The following is a 19850-nucleotide window of genomic DNA, read 5'->3' on the forward strand; positions in this document are numbered from 1 at the left end:
GTGCCCGGTCAGGCGGGCGCCGGGAATCCGTGGGTCCGGGCGTATTCGCTCAGGCCGGCCCAGTCGTCGCCCGTGTGGCTGTGGGCCGGGTCCAGGCAGCCCAGGCTGATGGGGCGCCTGGCGTCGTAGCGGGGCGCGCGCGTGTCCGGCGGGCTGGTGAAGTCGAGGACCTCGGCGATGTTGCGGGCGGCGGCGTCCCGTACGGTCAGCGGCTCCAGGCCCCAGCGCCACTCGATCGCCTTCAGCACGGACGTGTGGTCGTACACCTCGTGCGCGACGGCGCCGCGCCGGGCCCGCGGCGAGATCAGCAGGCACGGGACGCGGAAGCCGCGCAGCCCGGTGCCGAGGTCGGGGCGCGGGTCGGGGCCGGCGGGCGGCGGGACGTGGTCGAAGAACCCGCCCCACTCGTCGTAGTTGATCACGAACAGGGTGCGCGGCCAGTTCGGCGAGGTGACGACCGCCGTGTAGACCTCGTTCAGGAACGCCTGCCCGAACCGGATGTCGGCGAGCGGGTGCTCGTCCTCGGACATGCCGGGCAGGAAGATCTCCCCGAGGAAGCCGGGCTCGACGAAGCTGACCGCGGGCAGCCGTCCGGTGAGGGCGTCGGCGCGGAACTCCCAGATGCCGCGGCTGATGTCGAGGTGGCGGAGCCCCCAGAGCGCGGTGAACGGGACGTCGCTGAAGTAGTAGCGGCAGGAGACGCCCTTGGCCTTCAGCCGGTCCCAGATGGTGGTGGTCTCGGAGATCGTCAGCGAGTTGGAGATGCGGTCGGTCTGCGCCGCGTGCTGGTAGATCCGGTTGGGGAACGTGGACGACATGATCGCGGGGAAGTAGCGGTCGCAGACCGTCCAGTCGAGGGCGGCGTGGCCGTGGAAGCCCAGGTCGGGGCCCTCGTAGTAGCCGATGGAGAACACGTCGTTGTTCCCGGCGCGCAGCCACCCGTCGCAGTCGCCGTCGTTGTACTCGACCCGTCCGCCCGCGTAGGAGTGGTCGGGGTCCTGGAAGCCGCAGCCCCACGGCACCTTCAGATGGTGGGTGCCGTGCTCGTTTCCGTCGGCGTCGGTGAAGGTGAGGCCGGCCTGGCGGCCGTCCGCGCCGGGGAGCCAGCCCATGTAGTGGTCGAAGGACCGGTTCTCCATCATCACGACCACGATGTGGTCGATGCCGGACTCCGCCGGGTCGGGGAGTTCGGCGACCGGTGCCCGTTTCGTCGCGGCGAGCTGGGCGGCGTGGGCCTCGGTGGACGACCCGCCGGCGGCGCCCGCCGCCAGGATCGCCGCGGCGCCCGCCGTCCCCGCCAGAAACCCGCGCCTGCTCAGTTCGTCCGCGCTCATGGCGTTCCTCCCGGATGGGGACCGCTGTGCAGTATCCGGACTTCCGGGACGCGGGGGAAGGACGGCGGCCGGTCCGCCACCGGACAGAACCTGAAGTTTATTCACGACTGTCGGTGGGGAGCGGTGTCCGGATTCGACCGCCCATGAGGGGTGTGACCGCCACATCCCCGTGGGTCACAATGAGCACGTGCCCTACTTCGCCGCCGTGTTCGCGCAGACCCCGCAGGGCTGGGTCGGCGCCGAGGCCGTGCTCGACGAGGCGGACCACGTCGACGACGTCGCCGACCTGATGCGGGAGGCCGCCGTCGAGTCCTACGGCGACCCGGTGCTGCTGCTGATCGAGCAGGACGACGACTGGTTCGCGGTCGTCCGGCTGGACGGGGAGGACGAGCCCCGCGCCTACGTGTCCACCATCCGCGAGGACGGGCTCGGCTCGCTGTTCCAGCAGCTCGTCGGCGAGGTCCCGGACGGCGACTCCGGCGGCGACCCGGCCCTGCTGGAGGACCTCGGCGTCGAGGCCAAGCGGCTCGCCGACCTCGGCGAGCGCGCGCTGCCCGGCGACGCGCTCCTCGCGGTCGCCGAGCAGGCCGGCTTCGGCGAGGAATTCGACCGGCTCCGTGACTGAGCCCGGCCGTCCCCCGCGCCCGTCCGACCCGGCGGGCGATGTGACCGACCCGGTGCTCGCGCGGTACGTCCCGGCGATGCGGCGGGCGCTGGCCGAGGCGCGGGCCGCCGCCGAGGCCGGGGAGATCCCCGTCGGGGCGGTCGTGCTGGACGCGTCCCGCGAGGTCATCGGCACCGGCCGCAACGACCGCGAGGCGTCCGCCGACCCGACCGGGCACGCGGAGATCGTCGCGCTGCGGGAGGCGGCGGCCTCCCTCGGGACGTGGCGGCTGCCCGGCTGCACGCTGGTCGTCACGCTGGAGCCCTGCACTATGTGCGCGGGGGCGTCCGTCCAGGCCCGCGTCGACCGGATCGTGTACGGCGCCGTCGATCCGAAGGCGGGCGCGATCGGCTCGCTGTGGGACGTCGTCCGGGACCGTCGCCTCAACCACCGGCCCGAGGTGATCGCCGAACTCATGGCCGACGAGTGCGCCGCACCGCTTATCGAGTTCTTCGCGCGCCGCAGAGTCGGGTAGGCTCTCCCGCGGTGGTGTCGCCTAGTGGACGAGGGCGCACGCCTCGAAAGCGTGTGAAGGGCAACCTTCCGTGGGTTCGAATCCCACCACCACCGCTCGCACTGAGGGCCGCGACCGAGTCGCGGCCCTTTCTGGTGCTTGCGCTCTTTTGCCGGGTGTCTCAGCCGACCGTGACCAGCGCCACGCCGGCCGCGGCCACGACGAGGCCCACGCGTTGGACGGCGCGCAGGCGCTCGCTGTAGGCGATCCGCGCCAGCAGCACCGTGATCGCCGGGTAGAGCGAGGTGAGGACGGCGGCCAGGCTCAGCAGGCCGTCGTGCACCACGACGAAGTAAAGGACGTTCGCGCCCGCGTCCAGGCTCCCGGACAGCAGCGCCAGCCCGATCAGCGTCCGCCCGGACACCCGCGGCCCGAGGCTGCGGCCGCGCGCGACCACGAACAGCACCGCCGCGAGAACGACGAGCAGGTTGCCGACCCGGGCGCCGACGATGGGCCACAGACCGCTGCCGTCCCCCGCCGCCTCCAGCAGGACGAAGAAGACGCCGAAGCAGATCCCGGAAACGGCGGCCGTGATCGGGCCCGAGTCCAGGAGGCGGCCGGTGGTGGCCTCCCTGGTGTCCCCGGCCTCCATGCTGACCAGTCCGATCGCGACGAGGCACAGCAGCACCCCGAGGAGCACGGACGCGTCCAGCCGCTCGCCCTTCGCGATGCCGACGGCCACCGGCAGCACCGCCGCCGCCAGCGCGGACACCGGTGCCACCACGCTCATCGGCCCGCGCGCCAGCGCCCGGTAGAACGTGATCAGCCCGGCGCCGCCGCTCATCCCCGCCGCGACGCCCCACGCCATCGGCCCGGGGCTCGGGCTCCCGCCGCCGAGCAGCGCGGCCACCAGCACCACCGCGAACCCGGCCGGCACGCACCAGGTCAGCGCCTTCAGCGCCGTGGACTTGCGCGCCACGGCGCCGCCGAGGAAGTCGGCGACCCCGTAGGCGAGCGCGGCGCTGAGCGCGAGGACCGTGACCATCACCGCCCGCCGAGCAGCCGGCTCCCGATCCGGACGTCCGGCGAGATCGCGCGGAGCAGCCCCGCCAGCCGGTCGCCCGCCTCGGTCAGCCGGTCCATCGGGTACGGCGCGAGGCTCTCCAGCAGGAACAGGCCGTTCTTGGTGTCTTCGGTGAGCCGGGTCCGGACGCACTGGCGCCAGTTCCACCGGCGGCACGTCACGCCGGCGTCGTCGCGCCACACGACCTCGCCCGCGTTCGGGTGCTCCACCGCGGGCTCCCCGCCCGCGACCACGTCGAACGGCTCGTCGCCCGTGGCGCGGACCAGCCGCGCCGGCCCCTGATAGGCGTCGAGGTCCTCGCCGCCGATCGGGAGCGCGTACTCGACGCTCACCGCGTTGTAGGCGTCCACGACCTTGTTGATGGACGGCAGCGCGTCCGCCCGGCGGAGCAGCGCGTCCACGGACGGGCGCGTCCGCTGCGGCTTGGCGCCGAACGCCCGGTACGCCTCGCGCCACGCCTCGACGTGCGGGTCGGCGGCGTCCGCCTTCGCCGCGGCCCCGGCCAGCCAGCTCTCCGACTCCGCGTCCCCGGGCCCGTTCGCCAGGCCCTCGGCGGTCATCACGAGGACGGCGAAGTCGGGACGCAACTCCCGCACGGCCTCGTCCACGACGACCTGCTCCAACATCCTCGAACCCTCCATGCGGTCACTTTAATGCAACGTCGATACCACTATACCGACCGATGGCGGCCTCGCTCGAAGAACGACCGGCGACGCGGAGTGGCTCGGGTCGCTCAACGGGCGGTGTCGGCAGGCGGTGATCAAGGAGACCTCGTGCCACCGGTACGCGGCATGGGTCGCTGCGGGAGACTGGTGCTGCGGTGCGCGAGGTGGGCGGACCGGGAGTTCGCCGGTGCGGGCGACGCGGACCAGTGGTGGAGGGCGCTTGAGTGAGCAGGAGGCGATCGGGGAGGCCGTCGCGCGGACCGTGCGGGCGCTGCGGGCCGGTCACGGGTGGAGCCTCGACGAGCTGGCCGGACGCGCCGGAGTGAGCAAGGGCGTGCTGGTCGGGCTGGAGCAGGGGCGCGGCAACCCGAACCTGGGCACGCTCATCCGCATCTCGGACGCCCTCGGCGTGCCGCTGACGCGGCTCGTGCAGGTGGAGGAGGAGCCGCCGGTGCGGATGTTCCGGCCGGAGCGGCATGTCATCCTGTGGGAGGGCGAGCGCGGCGGGACGGGGACGCTGCTGGCCGGCAGCGACCCGAGGCCGTCGCTGGAACTGTGGAACTGGGTGCTGCGGCCCGGGGAGACGCGGGAGAGCGACGCGCATGTGCCCGGCACCAAGGAGATCGTCTATGTGGAGCAGGGCACGCTGACGCTCGGGGTGGACGGCCGGACGGACCTCGTCGAGGAGGGGGCCGCGGCCGTGTTCGTCGGCGACCGCCCTCACTCGTACGGCAACGCCGGGGACGGAGAGGTCCGCTTCATCCTCGCCGTGCTGGACCTTTGATACCTGTCTCCGCTTCCCCCGCGCGGGGGAGTTGATCGCCTGCATTTCGTCCCGTGGCGGGTGCTGCGGGACGGACGGCTCCGGGAGGCTCGCCGTGTCGGTCGAGTCTCAAGCCGGGAGTTCGGGGTGCACAGTTCGGCAAACCTTCCAGCGGCAGGCGCGCGGTGGAGCGCGGTGGGCCAACTCGCCGGGTATGGCGCCGCGTTCAGCATGGCGCTGTATCTCGTGGTCAAGGTGCTGTGGGTCGCGGCGGCCTTGTTCGGGCACCGTCCAGACGATTTCGGCACCGCGGGCTGGGTGGCGCTGAACTCCGTCACCGTGGTGATGGCGGTGACCGGGGTCGTGCTGGGGCTGGCTCTGGCCCGGCCCTGGGGGCGCCGGCTGCCCGCCGTACCGGTCGTCTTCTTCTCGTGGGTTGGGTCGGGCTTCCTGGTTCCGATGCTTCCGTACGCGCTGCTCAGCGGGGTGATCGGCGCGTTCGGGGGCGGCTCGGGCGGGGACGGCTCAGGCTCGGGCGGGTCGGGATCGGGTGATTCCAGTTCGGTTCCGCAGTGGGAGACCGTCTTCCTCACGATCGGCTTCATCGGGATGGCGGCCGGGCTGGCCGTGGCGGTGCCGGTCTACCTGCGGGAGCGGTGGCCGAGGGCGTTCGCCGGCCGGGTGGGGGACGGGGATGGACGCCTGTCGCCGGCGTTCGCGGCGGCGGGGGCGTCGGCCGTCGCGCTGGGGCTGCTCTGGACGTACTGGGCGCTGGGCGGGACGGCCGGCCTCGACCCGGCTCACCGGGATCACTGGGATGTGAACGGACGGCTGCTGAACGGGAGTTCGGCGCTGTGGGCCCTGCTCGGCGCGTGGAGCATGTGGGCGCTCACGCGCGGGCGGCCCGCCGGGGTGCGGCGGTGGGTTCCGATGACGCTGGCCTTCGCGGCTTCCGGCTCGCTGTTCGCGTGGAGCGGCTGGAAGCTGCCGATGGCGATCCTCCGGCCCGGGGGCTTCGTGACCACCGAGTACACGTCGGTGGCCGTCGCGGAACACCTGGTGGGCATCGTCGCGGGTCTGACGCTGATGGCCGCCGTCCTGCGGTCGCTGCCGAGGGGAGACGCCGCCGGAAGCCGACCGCCGGACGTGTGAGCCCGGTCAGGAGGTCAGGAGGTCAGGCGGACGGGCATGGCCAGGTAGCGGTAGCCGGTGTCGGTTTCGGCGGGGGCGTCCTCTTTGTCCTTCTTGTCGGGGATGGCGGTGAGGAGGGCGGCCTTGGTGGGCCCGGCGCATTCGAGGCGGGCGTACTCGGTGTCGATGCCTGCGAGGCCGTCCAGGAGGAACTGGGGGGCGAACGCGATGTCGATGTCGTCGCCGGTGAGGGTGGCCGGGAGGGCCTCGTTGGCGCGGGCGGAATCGCCGGTGGCGGCGCGGAGGCGGACCTCGTCGGCGGTGAAGGCGAGCCGGATCGGGGTGCCGCGCTCGGTGACCAGGGCGGCGCGCTTGATCGCCTCGACGAACGGCGCGACGCGGATCTCGGCGACGGACGTCCAGGTGCCGGTGAGCCGCGACCGGTAGTTGATGTACTGGTCGTCCAGCAGGCGGCTGGTCATGCTGCGGCCGCCGCCGGAGACGCCGATTAGGGTGTCGCCGGCGCCGCCGAGGTCGATCGCGACCTCCGCGCCGCGCTTGATCGACTTGGCGGTGTCGGCGAGGGTGCGGGCGGGCACGACGACCCCGGCGGTGAAGGCGGGGTCGTCGGGCGACCAGGTCAGCTCGCGGGCGGCGATGCGGTAGCGGTCGGTGCAGGCCAGCCACATCGTGTCGCCCTCGATGTCGACGCGGACGCCGGTGAGCATGGGCAGCGTGTCGTCGCGCCCGGCGGCCGGGGTGACCTGGGCGACGGCGGCGGCGAACAGGTCGCCGGGGACGGTGCCGGCGCGGGCGGGCGGCTCGGGGAGGGTGGGGTAGTCCTCGACGGGCAGCGTCAGCAGGCCGAACTCGGCGGGGCCGCAGCGGACCACGACCTCGGAGCCCTTGGTGAACACCTCCACGGGGTGCGGCGGGAGGTTGCGGACGATGTCCGACAGGAGCCGGCCGGGGACGAGCACCCGGCCCGGATCGGCGACGTCGGCGTCTTCGCGCGCGTGGGCCGACACCTCGTAGTCGAACCCGGCGAGCGTGAGCTCGCCCTTGTCGGTCACCTCGATGAGCATGCCCGCGAGGACGGGGAGGGCGGGACGCGTCGGGAGCGTCCGCGCCGCCCATGCGACGGCGTCGGCGAGCGTCTGCCGGTCGACTCGGAACTCCACCTCGGTCAGCCTTCCATCGGTGAGCGTCTACGCCTTGCACGGTAGCCGCCGCATCTGACAGAACGCGTCAGAAGAGCGTCGCCTCGTCCGCCGCGGTGCGGGCCCTGCGCTCGAAGTCGAGGAGGTAGCGCTTGCGGTCGAGGCCGCCGCCGTAGCCGGTGAGGGAGCCGGTGGAGCCGACGACGCGGTGGCAGGGCACGATGACGCTGACCGGGTTGCGCCCGTTCGCCAGGCCGACCGCGCGGGACGCGGACGGGCTGCCGATCTCGACGGCGAGTTCGCCGTACGTCGTGGTCCGGCCGTAGGGGATCTCCTGGAGCGCCGCCCAGACGCGCTGCTGGAAGGGTGTACCGCGAAGGTTGAGCGGGACGTCGAACTCGGTCAGCTCTCCGGCGAAGTACGCGGTGAGTTGCTTGGCGACGGTCGCGAAGGGTTCGGCGTCCGGGTCATCGGGTGCGCCGAAGGTCTCTTCAGGCGGAAGGTGGCGCTGCTTCTCCATGTAGAGCCCGGCCAGGCCGCCGTCTACGGCCACCATGGTCAGGGGGCCGACGGGGCTGTCCAGGACGACGTGTGAAGTCATGAGGTTCCTCAGTGTGCTGGAAGCAGGTTGATGGGATGGTCGCTCGTCGCCCACAGGTATTGGACGGCGTAGGCGCGCCAAGGACGCCATGGTGCGGCGCGCTTGGCGAGGGCGGCCGGGGTCGAGGGAAGGTCCAGGTACTTGGCGGCGGCCCGGATCCCCAGGTCGCTGGGGATGAACGCGTCCGGGTCGCCGAGAGCGCGCATCGCGATGGTCTCGATGGTCCACGGGCCGAAGCCGGGTAGCTCGGCCAAGCGCGCGCGGGCCTCTTCCCAGTCACTCCCTACGCCGAGGTCGATCTCACCGTTCGCGAGTGCGCTGACAAGGGTGGTGAGGGTGGTGCGCCGGGTCTTCGGGAAGGCGAGCGTCTCCGGGTCGAGCCGCGCCAGGGCGGACGGTGTCGGGAACAGGTGCGTGAGGCCGCCGCCCGGGTCGTCTATGGGGTCACCGTAGGCGGTGACCAGGCGGCCGGCATGGGTGCGTGCGGCGGCCGTGGAGACCTGCTGCCCCAGGACGGCCCGCACGGCGAACTCGGGCCCGTCCACGGTCCGGGGGACGCGCCGTCCGGGGGCCTTGTCGACCAGCGGGGCCAGGACGGGGTCGGCGCGGAGCAGGTCGTCCACGGCGACGGGGTCGGCGTCCAGATCGAGCATCCAGCGGCAGCGGCTGATCGCGATGGTCAGATCGCGGAGGTCGCTGAGGCTGAGCGTGCAGGCGACATGGTCGGGCTGGGGCCGAAGGGTCGCGATGCCGTGCCCGTGGGGCAGGCGCATGGCACGGCGGAACGCACCGTCCCGCCATTCCTCGACGCCTGGCACAGCGGTGGCGGTGAGGTGGCCGAACAGGTTGTCCGGGCAGAGCGGCGTACGGAACGGCAACCGCAGGGCGAGAACCCCGGACCCGCCAGGCGGATGCCCCTTGGCGACGCGGTCGCGCAGTGCGGTGGGCGTGAGCGCGAACACCTCGCGCACGGTGTCGTTGAAGGCGCGGATACTCGCGAACCCCGCCGCGAACGCCACGTCGCCCATCGGCAGGGGTGTCGTTTCGATGAGGAGCCGTGCCGTCTGAGCGCGCTGGGCCCGTGCCAGGGCGAGCGGGCCCGCGCCCAGTTCGGCGTTGAGCTGCCGCTCTATCTGGCGTGTGCTGTAGCCGAGGCGTCCGGCAAGGCCCGGCACGCCCTCCCGGTCGACGACACCGTCCGCGATGAGGCGCATGGCCCGTGCGACGACGTCCGCCCTGTGGTTCCACTCGGGCGAGCCGGGGGAGGTGTCGGGCCGGCAGCGCTTGCAGGCCCGGAAACCGGCCTGCTGCGCCGCGGCGGCACTGGGGTAGAAGCGCATGTTCTCGGGCTTGGGCGGGACCACCGGGCAGCTTGGACGGCAGTAGATCCCGGTGGTCACCACCCCGGTGAAGAACCACCCGTCGAAGCGGGCGTCCTTCGACTGGACGGCCCGCACGCACCTCTCCACGTCATCGTGCATGCCTCCAGCATCACCGATGGCGATACGCCTCTACTAGCGAGAAAACGACATCATCGTCACCGGCACTACGATCGTCCCGCGACCGGCATCGGCGAAGGGGAGACCATGGAGCACCAGCCCGAGGGCCGCCTGTTACCAGCCCACGACGCGGACGGACCAGCGGGCTCCGGCGCATCCGGCGAGGTGGTGCTGAGGCCGCCGCGCACGCTCCGCTACGCGGCCCGTGTGCTGATCGCGTGCGGCGCCCTGCTCGTCGGCATCGCGATTTACCTGCTCATGGTCGGGGCCATCGTCCCGTCCATGTGCATCGCCTTCATGGGCCTGGTCGGCGCGGGGCGCGCGATACCGCTGGCGGCGGGCCGGGTGACGCTCGATCCGCGCGGGCTGCGCAGCAAGGACGACCCGGTCGGAGAGAAGTCGCTGACCTGGGAGAGCATCAATCGGCTGGAGCTGCGCCGCCGCCTGTGGACGGAGTCGGTGGTGGCGGCCGACGGCCTCACCGAGGTGACGCTGGCGGCGCCCGTCCGGCTGCGCTTCGGGCGTGACCGTGAGTTCGACGCCGCCCTCGCCGAACTGTCCCGCCGTGCCGGAACCGGTGTGGTGCGCGGACGTTCGCTCCTGACGTTGGGCTACGCCTGCACCCATCTGGCGATTCTCGCGGCATGGACCGCACTCTTCGTGACCTTCGACCCGGTCTGGCACCACTCCTCCTGGCCCGGGCGTGAGGAGGCAGTGCGCCTCCCCAACGCGTGCCACGTGATCGAGCCCACCGCGAAGGAGATGTTCCCCAAGCAGGCACCGCAGCGGCTCCCGAACGACGACGAGGAGCGGTGCCGGTTCGGTGATTCGCTATCGCTCAAGTACACACTCTTCAGGTACGACCTTGGCATGGACGGCGGGATCGAGCGTGCCGAGGAGCGGTTCCGCGAGGGGCCTGGCGGGCCCACGCTCGACGATGAGGGCGCCCGTACGCTGCCGGGTGTCGGCGACGGAGCAACGATCGACACCGCCACCTACCAGGATGGCACCCGCGTGCACCAGATCCAGGTCTCCGCGCGCAAGGCCAACGTCGTGGCGTGGCTCGTCTACGCGCCCCCGGAGGAGCGGGACTCCCGCGACGAGGCCGTCCGGGAGGCCGAGCGCCTCGCCCGCGCCGCCGTCGCCGCGATCGCGGTCGAGTGAGGGACGGGCATGACGTCGCAGGTAGCTGACGTCGCAGGTAATCGATCTTCCGCCGGAGCGCTGGCAGCGTGAGGGTCACCGGGGGACGAACCCGGTCGATCAGACGGGAGTCATGACATGAGCGACGTTCAGCAGCGGGTCGCCCGCTACCTGGCGGTCTGGAACGAGAAGGACCCGGCCGCGCGCCGCGCCGCGATCGACGAACTGTGGACGGAGAACCCGGTCTACGTGGACCCGCTCGGCCTGGCCGAGGGCCGGGACGCCATCGACGCGTTCATCGGCACCGCGCAGCAGCAGTTCCCCGGCCTGGTGTTCCGCCCGGCGGGCGCCGTGGACGCCCACCACAACGTGGCCCGCTTCACCTGGGAGCTCGGCCCCGAGGACGGGGAGGCGATCGCCGCCGGCTTCGACGTGGCGGTCTTCGCGGACGACGGCCGGTTCGAGCGGGTGACCGGGTTCCTCGACAAGGTCCCGGCCTGAAGGCGAGGGGGCCCGGATGTGCCGGACGCCTGCGCGGCGTCCGGCACACGGGGTGCTGCCTCCTCAGAGTTGGCGTAGTGCTCCTCCGTCCACCGTCCATTCGGCGCCCGTGACTTGGACGGCCAGGGGTGACAGCAGGTAGGCGATGACACGGGCAACGTCCTGGGGCGTGCCAAGGCGTCCTGTTGGGAGCCGCCGTTCTTCGTGGACGAACCGTTCGATCGCCTCCTCCACCGGAAGGTCGTACTGGGCGGCCAGTTGGTCGGCGAACCCTCCGGGCTCGTCCCAGAGCCGTGTCCGTGTGGGGCCGGGTGTGACGACATTGGAGCGGATCCCGCAGCGGCCGAACTCCCCCGCCAGCGTCTTGGACACCGACAGAAGGGCCGTCTTGGACGCGGCATAGTCGACCAGCGGCGTGTCAGGGAACCGCCCGGCTTCGCTGGATACGTGCACGATGCTCCCGGCTCCCTGGTCGATCAGTGCCGGCAGCGCGGCGCGGGCCATGCGCACGGCGGCGTGGAAGTTCAGCTCGAACGTCGCATGCCACTGGTCGTCGGTCACGTCCAGGAAGCCGATGCGGGATTCGAGCGCGCCGGCGTTGTTGACCAGGCCGTCCAGCCGCCCGTGGCGCTCCAGGGCGGCGTCGACGACGCGCTGGGCCGCGGCGGGGTCGGTGAGGTCGGCGGCCACGTCGGCGGACGAACGCGCGACGCCGACGACGTGCGCGCCCTCGCCGGTGAGCAGCCGCGCGGCGGCCGCGCCGATCCCGGCGGACGCGCCGGTCACGATGTACACCCTGCCGTCGAGTTCGAGGTCCATGGCGGTCTCCTTCACCGGTCGCCGGAGCGGCGCGGGAACGACCCGCCGGAGCGGCGCAGGAACGACCCGACGAGGGCCGCGCCCGCGAGGGCGATCAGGGCGTTGACCGCGGTCGCGAGGTGGAGGCCGCCGAGGACGGACGCGTTCGCCGTGGCCACCGCGCTCATCACCGGGATGCCGAGGGTGATGGCGACCTGCTGCGTCATCGTGGCGAGGCCGGTCGCGAGGCCCTGCTCGGCGTCCGGCAGCCCGGACGTCGCGGTCCCCATGAACGCGACGATCGCGACGAGGTTCCCGAAACCGCCGATCGCGGTCGCGGCGAGCAGCAGGCCGAGGGAGCCGCGCGACTCCCCGAGGCCGAGCAGCGCGGCGGTCGCGGCGGCCTGCAGGACGAGCCCGGCGACCAGCGTCGCCCGGCCGCCGAGCCGGCCCATGATCCGGGGTGCGGCGACGCCGCCCGCGAACGTCCCGGCACCGAGGACGCCGAGCGCGAGCCCGGTCGCGAGCGGCGTGAAGTCCAGGACCTTCTGCAGGTAGAGGGTCATCAGGAACACCAGCGACGTCTCGGTGGCGAAGGCGACGAACCCGGCCACGTTGCCCCAGGCGACCGTCCGGCGGGTCAGCACGCGCAGCGGCGCGAGCGGGGCCGGTGCGCGCCGCTCGACCAGGACGAACGCGGTGAGCAGCAGCGCGGCGGCGGCGAGGGCGCCGAGCGCGGACGGGGAGCTCCAGCCGGCCGATCCGGCGGAGGTGATCCCGTAGACGAGGGCGAGCAGCCCGCCGGTCACGGTCACCGCGCCCGGAACGTCCAGTCTCGCCCCGTCCCGGGAGCGGCTCTCCGCGATCACGGCGGGCGTGACCGCGAGGATCAGCACCGCCACCGGGACGTTGATCAGGAACGCCCAGCGCCAGCTCAGCAGGTCGGTGAGGACGCCGCCGAGGATCGCGCCGACCGTGAACCCGGCGGACATGAGGGCGCCGCTGAGCCCGAGCGCGCGCGTCCGCAGCGGGCCCTCCGGGAAGGACGTCGTGATCAGCGACAGCGCGGCCGGTGTGGCGATCGCCGTGGCGAGCCCCTGCAGCACCCGTCCGGTGAGCAGCATCGCCGGTGACGTGGCCATCCCGCCGATCAACGACCCTCCGGCCAAGAGGGCCATGCCCGCGAGCAGCATCCGGCGGCGTCCGAACAGGTCGGCCACACGGCCGAACAGCAGCGTGAACCCTGCGGCGGGGAGGGCGAACGCCGTGGCGATCCACTGCAGCTCGTCCAGCCCGAAGCCCAGGCCCTTGCCGACGACCGGCAGCGCCACGTTGAGGATGGAGAAGTCGATGGCGAGCATGAACTGCGCGCCGAGAAGAAGGGTCAGTACCAGCTTGTGCCGCGACGACATCCGCTCAGAAGGAGCGGACACGGCGGTGGTCAATGCGGTCATGCAAGAGACCATCGCTGCGTTGGGCGCGCCTACCCAGACCCCGCTCGTTCGTACCACTCCCAGTAGCAGGCTCCAGGCTGGATAGCCTCTGCGGCATGGCACGGAACGGCGAGCTGGGCGAATTCCTCAAGTCGCGGCGTGCGCGGCTGCGGCCCGAGGACGCCGGCCTGCCCTCCTACGGGACGCGGCGCCGCGTGCCCGGCCTGCGGCGCGAGGAGCTGGCGCAGCTCGCCGGCGTCAGCGTCGCGTACTACATCCGGCTGGAGCAGGGGACGGCCGAGGGCGTCTCCGCCGAGGTCCTGGACGCGATCTCGCGGGCGCTGCGGCTGGACGGCGACGAGCACGCCCACCTGCACCGCCTCGCGCACCCGCCGCGCCGCGCGCCCGTCACCGCGCCGCCGCGCCTGCGGGCGCCCCTCCAGCACCTGCTCGACTCGTTCACGCACGCGCCCGCGTACGTGGTCGGGCACTACACGAACGTGGTCGCGTGGAACAGGCTCACCGCCGCCGTGTTCGTCGACCTGGCGAGCGTCCCGCCAGATGAGCGGACGTGGTCGCACCAGATCCATCTCAACGCCGACTACAAGGCGCGGCTAGGCGACAACTGGCCGACCGTTGCCCGGCGCAACGCCGCCTACTTGCGGTTCCGTTCCGGCCAAGACCCGGACGACCCCAACCTGCGCGCGGTCATCGACTGCCTGCGAAAGCGGAGCCCCGACTTCCACCGGATGTGGTCGGCGCACCACGTTTCTGACCTGACGCACGGTGAGGCCCGTATCGACCACCCGGAGGTCGGACGGCTCGTCCTGCCGTTCGAGACTCTGCACCTGCCCGGCGACCCGGACCTGAGCCGCCTGATGCTCTACGCGGCCGAACCGGGGTCGCCGTCAGAGGCCGCCCTGCACAAACTGGCCGAGACGTCCGATCGCCGCTCCAGCGCCGACCTCGGCTAGGCGTTTGGGTCGGCCGCCGCACGGAAGTGGGCCTCGCGGTCCAGCGTGGCCAGCGCGGTGTTGAGGACGGCTATGACGGCGAACACGACGGCCACCGTCGCATGGTCCACGCCGTAGAACGCCAGTGCACCCGCACTGAAGACGATGGCCTTGACCAACAGGACGAACGGCAGCGCCACCTTGAACCGGGCGCGCGGCGCAGCGAACAGGCCCCACAGGACCATCGCGGCCACCGGCGTCCCGATGCCCAAGATGATGTTGACGACGACGTTGCCGCCCGTGGTGAAACCCCACCAGGCCAGCGCGACGATGGCCGCGACCTCCAGGACGAAGGCGAGCCCCTCGTTCAGCACATGCAATGGCCCAGGAAGACGCACGCCGATACCGTACACGTGTGGACGAGATCTCCTGGCGGGAGGACGGCCGGGACCATCGCGTCCGCTGGCGGTCGGAGAGCGGCGCGCCGCCGCCCCGCCGCGTCGTGGTCGCGGACGACGAGACCCGCGCGGACGACGCCTACCGACTGGCCTGCGAAGGCACCGCCCTGCTGTGGCGCGGCGACTTCCAGAACGCGCGGCAACTGCTCACGGCGATGGCACGCAGGATCGACCGACCGCCGCGCAGGGCCAAGCGCAAGCCGGAACCGTCACAGGTACAGGCATTCCACCTGCACCGCCAGGCACGCGCCCAGCGCGCGCGGACGCTCGGCATGCTGCTCATACCGTTCGATCCGGGACATGTGATCCCGCTACGTCGTGCACCGTCCGTCCAAGACGCGTGTACGGAGGCCTACGGGTCGGACGACCAGCCCTACCTGACGTCATTGCGCGAGCTGCTCGGGCTGATCGGCGCGCATGAATGGCGTGGGAAGGGCGTGCCCATCCCAGCGCTGGGCGGCGACCGGATACACCCGCACTACGGCGTTTTCTCGCCGGTTAGAGGGGAGTACGTCGACCTCGTCAACGAGGCTCCGCTCCCGTCCACGAAGACCGCGTTCGACATCGGCACCGGTACGGGTGTTCTGGCGGCGGTCCTGGCCCGCCGTGGCATACAACGCGTCGTCGCCACTGACCTCGACCCGCGCGCGCTTGCCTGTGCCAAGGAGAACGTCGACCATCTGGACGTCGGAAAGCAGGTCGAGGTCGTCCAAGCCGACCTGTTCCCGCCAGGCCAGGCCGGGCTCATCGTGTGCAACCCGCCGTGGGTGCCCGCCAAACCCAGCTCGCCCCTCGAACACGCCGTCTACGACCCGGGCGGGCGGATGCTGCGCGGCTTCCTCACCGGCCTCGCCGACCGTCTCGAACCGGGCGGCGAAGGCTGGCTGATCCTTTCCGACCTGGCCGAACACCTCGGGCTCCGTACCCGCGACGACCTCCGCGCGCTGTTCGACGCGTCCGGTCTGGAGGTGGCCGGCAGGCTCGACAACAAGCCCGTCCACCCGCGCGCCGCCGACCCCGACGACCCGCTCCACGCGGCCCGCGCCGCCGAGACGACGTCCCTCTGGCGGCTGCGGCGCGCTCCCGCCTGACTCCTCAGACGTGGCTGCGGTGGGCGGTCTCCGGGCCGATGACGCGCAGCAGGGCGAGGGCGTCGGCCGTCGAGCTGCCGGGCGGCGGGGTGAAGGCGACGAGGCGCTGGTCCTCGGCCGGTGTGAGCAGGACCTCCGCGTCGAACTCGATCGGCCCGACCTGCGGATGCACCACCCTCATCCGGCTCGTCCGGCGGACGGCGACCTCGTGCAGATCCCACAGGCCGGCGAACTCGTCGCTGGCCGCACGCAGCCGCCGGACAAGGGCTTGCGCCGCCTCGTCGCCGCCGCGCCGCGCGACGGCGGCGCGCAGGTCGGCGACGTGCAGGCGGCTGTAGTGGTCGCGTTCCTCCGCCGGGTACGCCTCCCGCACGAACGGGTCGGTGAACCACCCCCAGACGATGTTGCGGTCCGGCCCCTCCACGGTGCAAACGCAGCCGAACAGGGCTTCGGCCAGGGCGTTCTGCGCGAGCAGGTCACCGAGGTCACCGATGATCTGCGCGGGCGTCTCGGTCAGCCGGTCGAGCAGGTACAGCAGGCCCGGCCGGACGTGCTCGCCAGCGAAGGGTCCTGCGGGCGGCCGGTGCCCGGCGAGAACGTACAGATGGTCGCGCTCGTCCACGGTCAGCCGCAGCGCGCGGGCGAGCGCGGCGAGGAGCTGGGCGGACGGCTGCGGGCTGCGGGCCTGCTCAAGGCGCATGTAGTAGTCCGCTGACATGCCCGCGAGCTGCGACACCTCCTCGCGGCGCAGCCCCGGCGTGCGCCGTCGCGGCCCCTCCGCCAAGCCGACGTCCCGGGGCCGCAGCCGTTCCCGGGAGCGGCGGAGGAAATCGGCGAGGTCGCGACGGTTCATGCCCATGTCTCCATAGTCCCTGTTCTGCGCCGCCCCAGACTGGGACCGCTTGTCCTAGCCAGAGCGGTCCGCTCCTCATCCGGGCCGTACGGCGGCAGTGTCGGGGCCATGACGAACCTGACCGTTGGAAACGCCCGCATCGCCTACCGGACGGAAGGCTCCGGCCCCGCCCTCGTCCTCGTCCACGGCGTGGGCCCCGGCTCGGCCATGTGGGACGCGCTCACCGACCGCTTCACCGACCGGCGCACCGTGGTCCTGCCCGACCTGGCCGGCTCCGAGCCCGCTGAGGACGACGGCTCACCGCTCACCATCGAGGCGCTCGCGAACCAGGTCATCGCCGTGATCGAGGACCTCGGCACCGGCCCCGTGGACCTGGTCGGCTTCTCGCTGGGCGCGCCGACGGCCGCCGCCGCGGCCGCGCTGCGCCCCGACCTCGTCCGGCGGCTGGTCCCCGTCGCGGGGTTCGCGCACAGCGAGGACGAGTACGTCCGGCAGCTGTTCGCCCTGTGGCTCACGCTGACCGGCAGCCCCGAGGGATTCGCCAGGCTCGGGACGGTCACCTCCGCCAGCCGCGCGTTCCTGAACAGGATCGGGGAGGAGGGGGCCGAGCAGCTCCACGGCTTCATCCGCCCCACGGACGGCATGCTGCGCCAGATGGACCTCGTCCGGCGGGTCGACGTCCGGGCGCTGCTGACGAAGATCGAGGCGCCGTCCCTGGTGATCGGCTGCACCGCCGACCTGACGATCCCGGTCGAGAACCACAGGGAGCTGGCCCGGGGCATCGCGGGCAGCGAGTACACCGAACTCGACACCGGACACGTCGTCATGATGGAACGGCCGGACGAGTTCGTGAAGCTCGTCCAGGACTTCCTCGACCGCCCCTGACAGGAGCCCCGCCCGACCGAGCACGATGGGAACCATGCGTCCCATCGATCAGCAGACCATCCTCATCACGGGCGCGACCGACGGCCTCGGTCGCGCCCTGGCCGCCCGGCTGGCCGCCGAAGGCGCGACGGTGCTCGTCCACGGGCGGGACGACCAGCGCGGCAAGGCGACCTTGCACGAGATCGGCGGCCGGGCGTCCTGGTACCGGGCCGACCTGTCGTCACTCGCCGAGACGCGCGCGCTCGCCGAGGCCGTCCGCGCCGACCACCCGCGCCTGGACGTGCTGGTCAACAACGCGGGCATCGCCGGGCCCGACTCGTGGCAGGCGAGCACGGACGGCCACGAGCTGACGTTCGCGGTGAACTACCTGTCCGGCTACCTGCTGACCCGGCTGCTGCTGCCGACCCTCGTCTCGTCGGCACCGGCCCGGATCGTGAACGTCAGCAGCCTCGGCCAGCAGGCGATCGACTTCGACGACGTGATGCTCACCCGCCGCTACCAGAGCTTTGGAGCGTACTGCCAGAGCAAGCTCGCCCAGGTCCTGTTCACCATCGACCTCGCCGGCGAGCTGGCCGGGACGGGCGTCACCGCGAACGCCCTGCACCCGGCCACGTTCATGCCGACGAAGATGGTGCCGTCGCCGGTCAGCACGCTGGAGGAGGGCGTGGAGGCGACGCATCGCCTCGTCACCGATCCGGCGCTGGACGACCTTTCCGGCCGCTTCTTCAACGGCCTCCAAGAAGCTCGCGCGGACGAGCAGGCGTACGACCCTGATGCCCGTGCCCGCCTGCGCGCGCTCTCGGACGACCTCACGTCCCCTTAACCCAGGGCCAAGGCGTGCTCGATCTCCCAGATCGGGCGGGCCTGGACGCGCGAGATGCGCCAGCCGTCCCGCGTCCGGACGGTCTCCAGTTCGTAGCGCTCGCCCAGCATGCGCGGCCCGCTCTCACGGACGAAGACGACGAGGAGGTTCGCGCTGATCTCGGCGCGGTCGCCGTCCACGTCGACGAGCGGGTCGGTGATGAAGTGCTGCGTCGGCACCTGGTGGTTGCGGCGCGCCTGCTCGACGAGGGCGTCGACGCCCTTGGAGACGCCGCCGAGGGTGTGCGCCTCCGCGTCCTCGGTGAAGAGGTCGCGCCCGTCGCCGGGGCTCTTGTCGTCCAGCCACCGCCCGAGGCGGCTGACCAGCGTGGAGAGCTGCTGACGATCGTCCATGACCGACTCCATTCATTGGTGACACCAACATTGGATACGCCAACATTATCAACCGTTGGCGCTGCCAACAAACCGCTAGACTGGCCGGCATGACGACGGCCGACGCCCGGACGCCCGCACGCCTCCGGCACGCCCCCAGCTGGCTGATCAACCTGGTCGCCGCGCAGAGCCACCGCCTGGTCGGCGCCGGATTCGCCGCCGCAGGCGCCCGCGGCTACCACTACCGGCTGCTCGCCGCCCTCGACGAGTACGGCCCGTCCAGCCAGGCCGCCCTCGGCCGGCACACCGGCGTCGACCGCAGCGACGTCGTCGCCGCGCTGAACGAACTCGCCGCCAAGGACCTGGTCGACCGCTCCCCCGACCCGTCCGACCGGCGCCGCAACGTCATCACGCTCACCGCGGCCGGCGCCCGCCACCTCCGCGAGCTGGACGCGGTGCTCGCCGGCATCCAGGACGACCTCCTCGCCCCGCTGTCCCCGGCCGAGCGCGAGCAGTTCACCGGCCTGCTCACCCGCCTCGCCGACCACCACGCGCGGGGCCGGTAAATCAGTCGCGACCTCGGGAAACCCGACCGTAGGCTTGGCGCCTCCCCCCGCTCAAGGAGGCGCCCATGCCATCCGTGCCGCCCGTGATCCGGCTCGTCGAACTGCCGCCCGCCGCGATGGCCGCACTGCTCGACGGAGACCTCGCGAAGGCGAGCGCCGCCGCCGGCATCCCCCTCACCGGCTACTTCACGACCGGCGAGGCCAAGTCGCTCTGGCGCTTCCGCCTCGACCAGATCGCACGCGACCCGTCCCACGCCCCGTGGATCGTGCGCGCCGCCGTCGCGGAACCGGACGGGCAGGTCGTCGGCCACGCCGGATTCCACGGCGCCCCCGAGAACGGCACGGTCACGATCGCCTACTCGGTCGACCCGGCGCACCGCCGCAAGGGCTACGCCCGCGCGATGCTCGCCGCCCTCCGGGAGCGCGCCGCCGCCGACCCGTCCGTCACCACCGTCCGCGCCACGATCAGCCCCGACAACCAGGCGTCCCTCGCCACGATCGCCGGCCAGGGCTTCACCTACATCGGCGAGCAGTGGGACGAAGAGGACGGCCGCGAACTCATCTTCGACCGCCCCGCCCGCTGATCACCCCGCACGCTGATCACACCGCCCGCTGATCGC

At 72.4% G+C, this 19850-nt stretch carries 23 protein-coding genes and 1 tRNA gene; 13 read left to right on the forward strand and 11 right to left on the reverse strand.

Annotation, left to right across the window (positions count from 1 at the left end; translation table 11 throughout):
- Positions 1–8: 8 nt before the first annotated feature.
- Entirely contained in the window at positions 9–1334 is a 1326-nt protein-coding gene (locus tag HUT06_RS43200; RefSeq protein ID WP_176200979.1) for an alkaline phosphatase family protein, read from the reverse strand.
- 187 nt (positions 1335–1521) lie between these two features.
- Here HUT06_RS43200 and HUT06_RS43205 point away from each other — a divergent pair, with 187 nt between their 5' ends.
- The 3 genes from HUT06_RS43205 (at position 1522) to HUT06_RS43215 (ending at position 2568) form a co-directional block, all read left to right on the forward strand.
- Positions 1522–1959: a hypothetical protein gene (locus tag HUT06_RS43205; protein WP_176200980.1), complete on the forward strand. Its 438-nt coding sequence runs from the start codon at positions 1522–1524 to the stop codon at positions 1957–1959.
- Between the two features lie 76 nt (positions 1960–2035).
- Entirely contained in the window at positions 2036–2473 is a 438-nt protein-coding gene (gene tadA, locus HUT06_RS43210; protein WP_176201986.1) for a tRNA adenosine(34) deaminase TadA, read from the forward strand.
- A 10-nt stretch (positions 2474–2483) separates the two neighbouring features.
- Positions 2484–2568 (forward strand) — tRNA-Ser (locus HUT06_RS43215).
- Positions 2569–2633: 65 nt separating this feature from the next.
- On the opposite strand, the gene HUT06_RS43220 is transcribed toward HUT06_RS43215, so the two are convergent.
- Entirely contained in the window at positions 2634–3497 is an 864-nt protein-coding gene (locus tag HUT06_RS43220) for an EamA family transporter (protein WP_176201987.1), read from the reverse strand.
- A complete protein-coding gene (locus HUT06_RS43225) occupies positions 3497–4177 on the reverse strand; it encodes a B3/4 domain-containing protein (RefSeq protein ID WP_254715701.1) in 681 nt (226 codons plus the stop codon). Before HUT06_RS43225 ends, HUT06_RS43220 begins: the two co-directional genes overlap by 1 nt.
- 244 nt (positions 4178–4421) lie before the next feature.
- On the opposite strand from HUT06_RS43225, the gene HUT06_RS43230 reads away from it, so the two are divergent.
- Positions 4422–4985 (forward strand): helix-turn-helix domain-containing protein, encoded by a 564-nt coding sequence (locus HUT06_RS43230; protein WP_176200981.1) that lies wholly within the window; start codon positions 4422–4424, stop codon positions 4983–4985.
- Positions 4986–5159: 174 nt separating this feature from the next.
- On the forward strand, positions 5160–6116 hold the full coding sequence (locus tag HUT06_RS43235) for a hypothetical protein (protein ID WP_217711672.1): 957 nt from the start codon (positions 5160–5162) through the stop codon (positions 6114–6116).
- 14 nt (positions 6117–6130) lie between these two features.
- Here HUT06_RS43235 and dnaN read toward each other — a convergent pair whose 3' ends face one another.
- From dnaN to HUT06_RS43250, 3 genes are all read right to left on the reverse strand, one after another.
- Positions 6131–7276, reverse strand: a complete 1146-nt coding sequence (dnaN, locus tag HUT06_RS43240; RefSeq protein ID WP_176200982.1) for a DNA polymerase III subunit beta — start codon at positions 7274–7276, stop codon at positions 6131–6133.
- Between the two features lie 67 nt (positions 7277–7343).
- Positions 7344–7856 (reverse strand): methylated-DNA--[protein]-cysteine S-methyltransferase, encoded by a 513-nt coding sequence (locus HUT06_RS43245; RefSeq protein WP_176200983.1) that lies wholly within the window; start codon positions 7854–7856, stop codon positions 7344–7346.
- Positions 7857–7864: 8 nt separating this feature from the next.
- A complete protein-coding gene (locus tag HUT06_RS43250) occupies positions 7865–9337 on the reverse strand; it encodes an AlkA N-terminal domain-containing protein (RefSeq protein ID WP_176200984.1) in 1473 nt (490 codons plus the stop codon).
- A 186-nt stretch (positions 9338–9523) separates the two neighbouring features.
- Here HUT06_RS43250 and HUT06_RS43255 point away from each other — a divergent pair, with 186 nt between their 5' ends.
- The gene (locus HUT06_RS43255; RefSeq protein ID WP_176200985.1) at positions 9524–10519 is read left to right on the forward strand and encodes a hypothetical protein; all 996 of its coding nucleotides are present in this window, start codon (positions 9524–9526) and stop codon (positions 10517–10519) included.
- 117 nt (positions 10520–10636) lie between these two features.
- Entirely contained in the window at positions 10637–10999 is a 363-nt protein-coding gene (locus HUT06_RS43260) for a nuclear transport factor 2 family protein (protein ID WP_176200986.1), read from the forward strand.
- Positions 11000–11062: 63 nt separating this feature from the next.
- On the opposite strand, the gene HUT06_RS43265 is transcribed toward HUT06_RS43260, so the two are convergent.
- The gene (locus HUT06_RS43265) at positions 11063–11818 is read right to left on the reverse strand and encodes an SDR family NAD(P)-dependent oxidoreductase (RefSeq protein WP_176200987.1); all 756 of its coding nucleotides are present in this window, start codon (positions 11816–11818) and stop codon (positions 11063–11065) included.
- Positions 11819–11829: 11 nt separating this feature from the next.
- Positions 11830–13251 carry an MFS transporter gene (locus HUT06_RS43270; RefSeq protein ID WP_176200988.1) on the reverse strand — a complete coding sequence of 474 codons (1422 nt, stop codon included), beginning with the start codon at positions 13249–13251 and terminating at the stop codon, positions 11830–11832.
- A gap of 95 nt (positions 13252–13346) precedes the next feature.
- On the opposite strand from HUT06_RS43270, the gene HUT06_RS43275 reads away from it, so the two are divergent.
- Positions 13347–14204 carry a helix-turn-helix domain-containing protein gene (locus tag HUT06_RS43275; protein ID WP_176200989.1) on the forward strand — a complete coding sequence of 286 codons (858 nt, stop codon included), beginning with the start codon at positions 13347–13349 and terminating at the stop codon, positions 14202–14204.
- Here the strand turns inward: HUT06_RS43275 and HUT06_RS43280 are convergent.
- Complete coding sequence (locus HUT06_RS43280; RefSeq protein ID WP_254715702.1) at positions 14201–14596, reverse strand: YrdB family protein; 396 nt, start codon at positions 14594–14596, stop codon at positions 14201–14203. The genes HUT06_RS43275 and HUT06_RS43280 overlap by 4 nt on opposite strands.
- 2 nt (positions 14597–14598) lie before the next feature.
- Here HUT06_RS43280 and HUT06_RS43285 point away from each other — a divergent pair, with 2 nt between their 5' ends.
- Positions 14599–15732, forward strand: a complete 1134-nt coding sequence (locus tag HUT06_RS43285) for a class I SAM-dependent methyltransferase (RefSeq protein WP_254715703.1) — start codon at positions 14599–14601, stop codon at positions 15730–15732.
- Positions 15733–15736: 4 nt separating this feature from the next.
- Here the strand turns inward: HUT06_RS43285 and HUT06_RS43290 are convergent, their stop codons facing one another.
- Positions 15737–16585, reverse strand: a complete 849-nt coding sequence (locus tag HUT06_RS43290) for a helix-turn-helix transcriptional regulator (RefSeq protein ID WP_217711673.1) — start codon at positions 16583–16585, stop codon at positions 15737–15739.
- A gap of 108 nt (positions 16586–16693) precedes the next feature.
- Here HUT06_RS43290 and HUT06_RS43295 point away from each other — a divergent pair, with 108 nt between their 5' ends.
- Positions 16694–17470, forward strand: coding sequence for an alpha/beta fold hydrolase (locus tag HUT06_RS43295; RefSeq protein WP_176200992.1), 777 nt, complete (start codon positions 16694–16696; stop codon positions 17468–17470).
- Between the two features lie 34 nt (positions 17471–17504).
- Positions 17505–18293, forward strand: a complete 789-nt coding sequence (locus tag HUT06_RS43300; RefSeq protein ID WP_176200993.1) for an SDR family NAD(P)-dependent oxidoreductase — start codon at positions 17505–17507, stop codon at positions 18291–18293.
- Here the strand turns inward: HUT06_RS43300 and HUT06_RS43305 are convergent.
- Positions 18290–18685, reverse strand: a complete 396-nt coding sequence (locus HUT06_RS43305; protein ID WP_176200994.1) for a nuclear transport factor 2 family protein — start codon at positions 18683–18685, stop codon at positions 18290–18292. The two genes, HUT06_RS43300 and HUT06_RS43305, sit on opposite strands and share 4 nt — an antisense overlap.
- An 89-nt stretch (positions 18686–18774) precedes the next feature.
- Here HUT06_RS43305 and HUT06_RS43310 point away from each other — a divergent pair, with 89 nt between their 5' ends.
- Both HUT06_RS43310 and HUT06_RS43315 read left to right on the forward strand, forming a co-directional pair.
- Positions 18775–19230 (forward strand): MarR family winged helix-turn-helix transcriptional regulator, encoded by a 456-nt coding sequence (locus HUT06_RS43310; RefSeq protein WP_176200995.1) that lies wholly within the window; start codon positions 18775–18777, stop codon positions 19228–19230.
- Positions 19231–19295: 65 nt separating this feature from the next.
- Positions 19296–19814: a GNAT family N-acetyltransferase gene (locus HUT06_RS43315; protein WP_176200996.1), complete on the forward strand. Its 519-nt coding sequence runs from the start codon at positions 19296–19298 to the stop codon at positions 19812–19814.
- Positions 19815–19850 lie beyond the last annotated feature (36 nt).

This window comes from Actinomadura sp. NAK00032 (assembly GCF_013364275.1).
Lineage (GTDB): Bacteria > Actinomycetota > Actinomycetes > Streptosporangiales > Streptosporangiaceae > Spirillospora.

What these genes read in the sequence shown, in the direction of transcription:
- HUT06_RS43200 (WP_176200979.1), bottom strand. Translation starts at nt 1,334, where the DNA reads ATGAGCGCGGACGAACTGAGCAGGCGCGGGTTTCTGGCGGGGACGGCG.
- tadA (WP_176201986.1), top strand. Translation starts at nt 2,036, where the DNA reads ATGCGGCGGGCGCTGGCCGAGGCGCGGGCCGCCGCCGAGGCCGGGGAG.
- HUT06_RS43220 (WP_176201987.1), bottom strand. Translation starts at nt 3,497, where the DNA reads ATGGTCACGGTCCTCGCGCTCAGCGCCGCGCTCGCCTACGGGGTCGCC.
- HUT06_RS43225 (WP_254715701.1), bottom strand. Translation starts at nt 4,177, where the DNA reads ATGGAGGGTTCGAGGATGTTGGAGCAGGTCGTCGTGGACGAGGCCGTG.
- HUT06_RS43245 (WP_176200983.1), bottom strand. Translation starts at nt 7,856, where the DNA reads ATGACTTCACACGTCGTCCTGGACAGCCCCGTCGGCCCCCTGACCATG.
- HUT06_RS43250 (WP_176200984.1), bottom strand. Translation starts at nt 9,337, where the DNA reads ATGCACGATGACGTGGAGAGGTGCGTGCGGGCCGTCCAGTCGAAGGAC.
- HUT06_RS43260 (WP_176200986.1), top strand. Translation starts at nt 10,637, where the DNA reads ATGAGCGACGTTCAGCAGCGGGTCGCCCGCTACCTGGCGGTCTGGAAC.
- HUT06_RS43265 (WP_176200987.1), bottom strand. Translation starts at nt 11,818, where the DNA reads ATGGACCTCGAACTCGACGGCAGGGTGTACATCGTGACCGGCGCGTCC.
- HUT06_RS43270 (WP_176200988.1), bottom strand. Translation starts at nt 13,251, where the DNA reads ATGACCGCATTGACCACCGCCGTGTCCGCTCCTTCTGAGCGGATGTCG.
- HUT06_RS43275 (WP_176200989.1), top strand. Translation starts at nt 13,347, where the DNA reads ATGGCACGGAACGGCGAGCTGGGCGAATTCCTCAAGTCGCGGCGTGCG.
- HUT06_RS43290 (WP_217711673.1), bottom strand. Translation starts at nt 16,585, where the DNA reads ATGAACCGTCGCGACCTCGCCGATTTCCTCCGCCGCTCCCGGGAACGG.
- HUT06_RS43295 (WP_176200992.1), top strand. Translation starts at nt 16,694, where the DNA reads ATGACGAACCTGACCGTTGGAAACGCCCGCATCGCCTACCGGACGGAA.
- HUT06_RS43300 (WP_176200993.1), top strand. Translation starts at nt 17,505, where the DNA reads ATGCGTCCCATCGATCAGCAGACCATCCTCATCACGGGCGCGACCGAC.
- HUT06_RS43305 (WP_176200994.1), bottom strand. Translation starts at nt 18,685, where the DNA reads ATGGACGATCGTCAGCAGCTCTCCACGCTGGTCAGCCGCCTCGGGCGG.
- HUT06_RS43310 (WP_176200995.1), top strand. Translation starts at nt 18,775, where the DNA reads ATGACGACGGCCGACGCCCGGACGCCCGCACGCCTCCGGCACGCCCCC.
- HUT06_RS43315 (WP_176200996.1), top strand. Translation starts at nt 19,296, where the DNA reads ATGCCATCCGTGCCGCCCGTGATCCGGCTCGTCGAACTGCCGCCCGCC.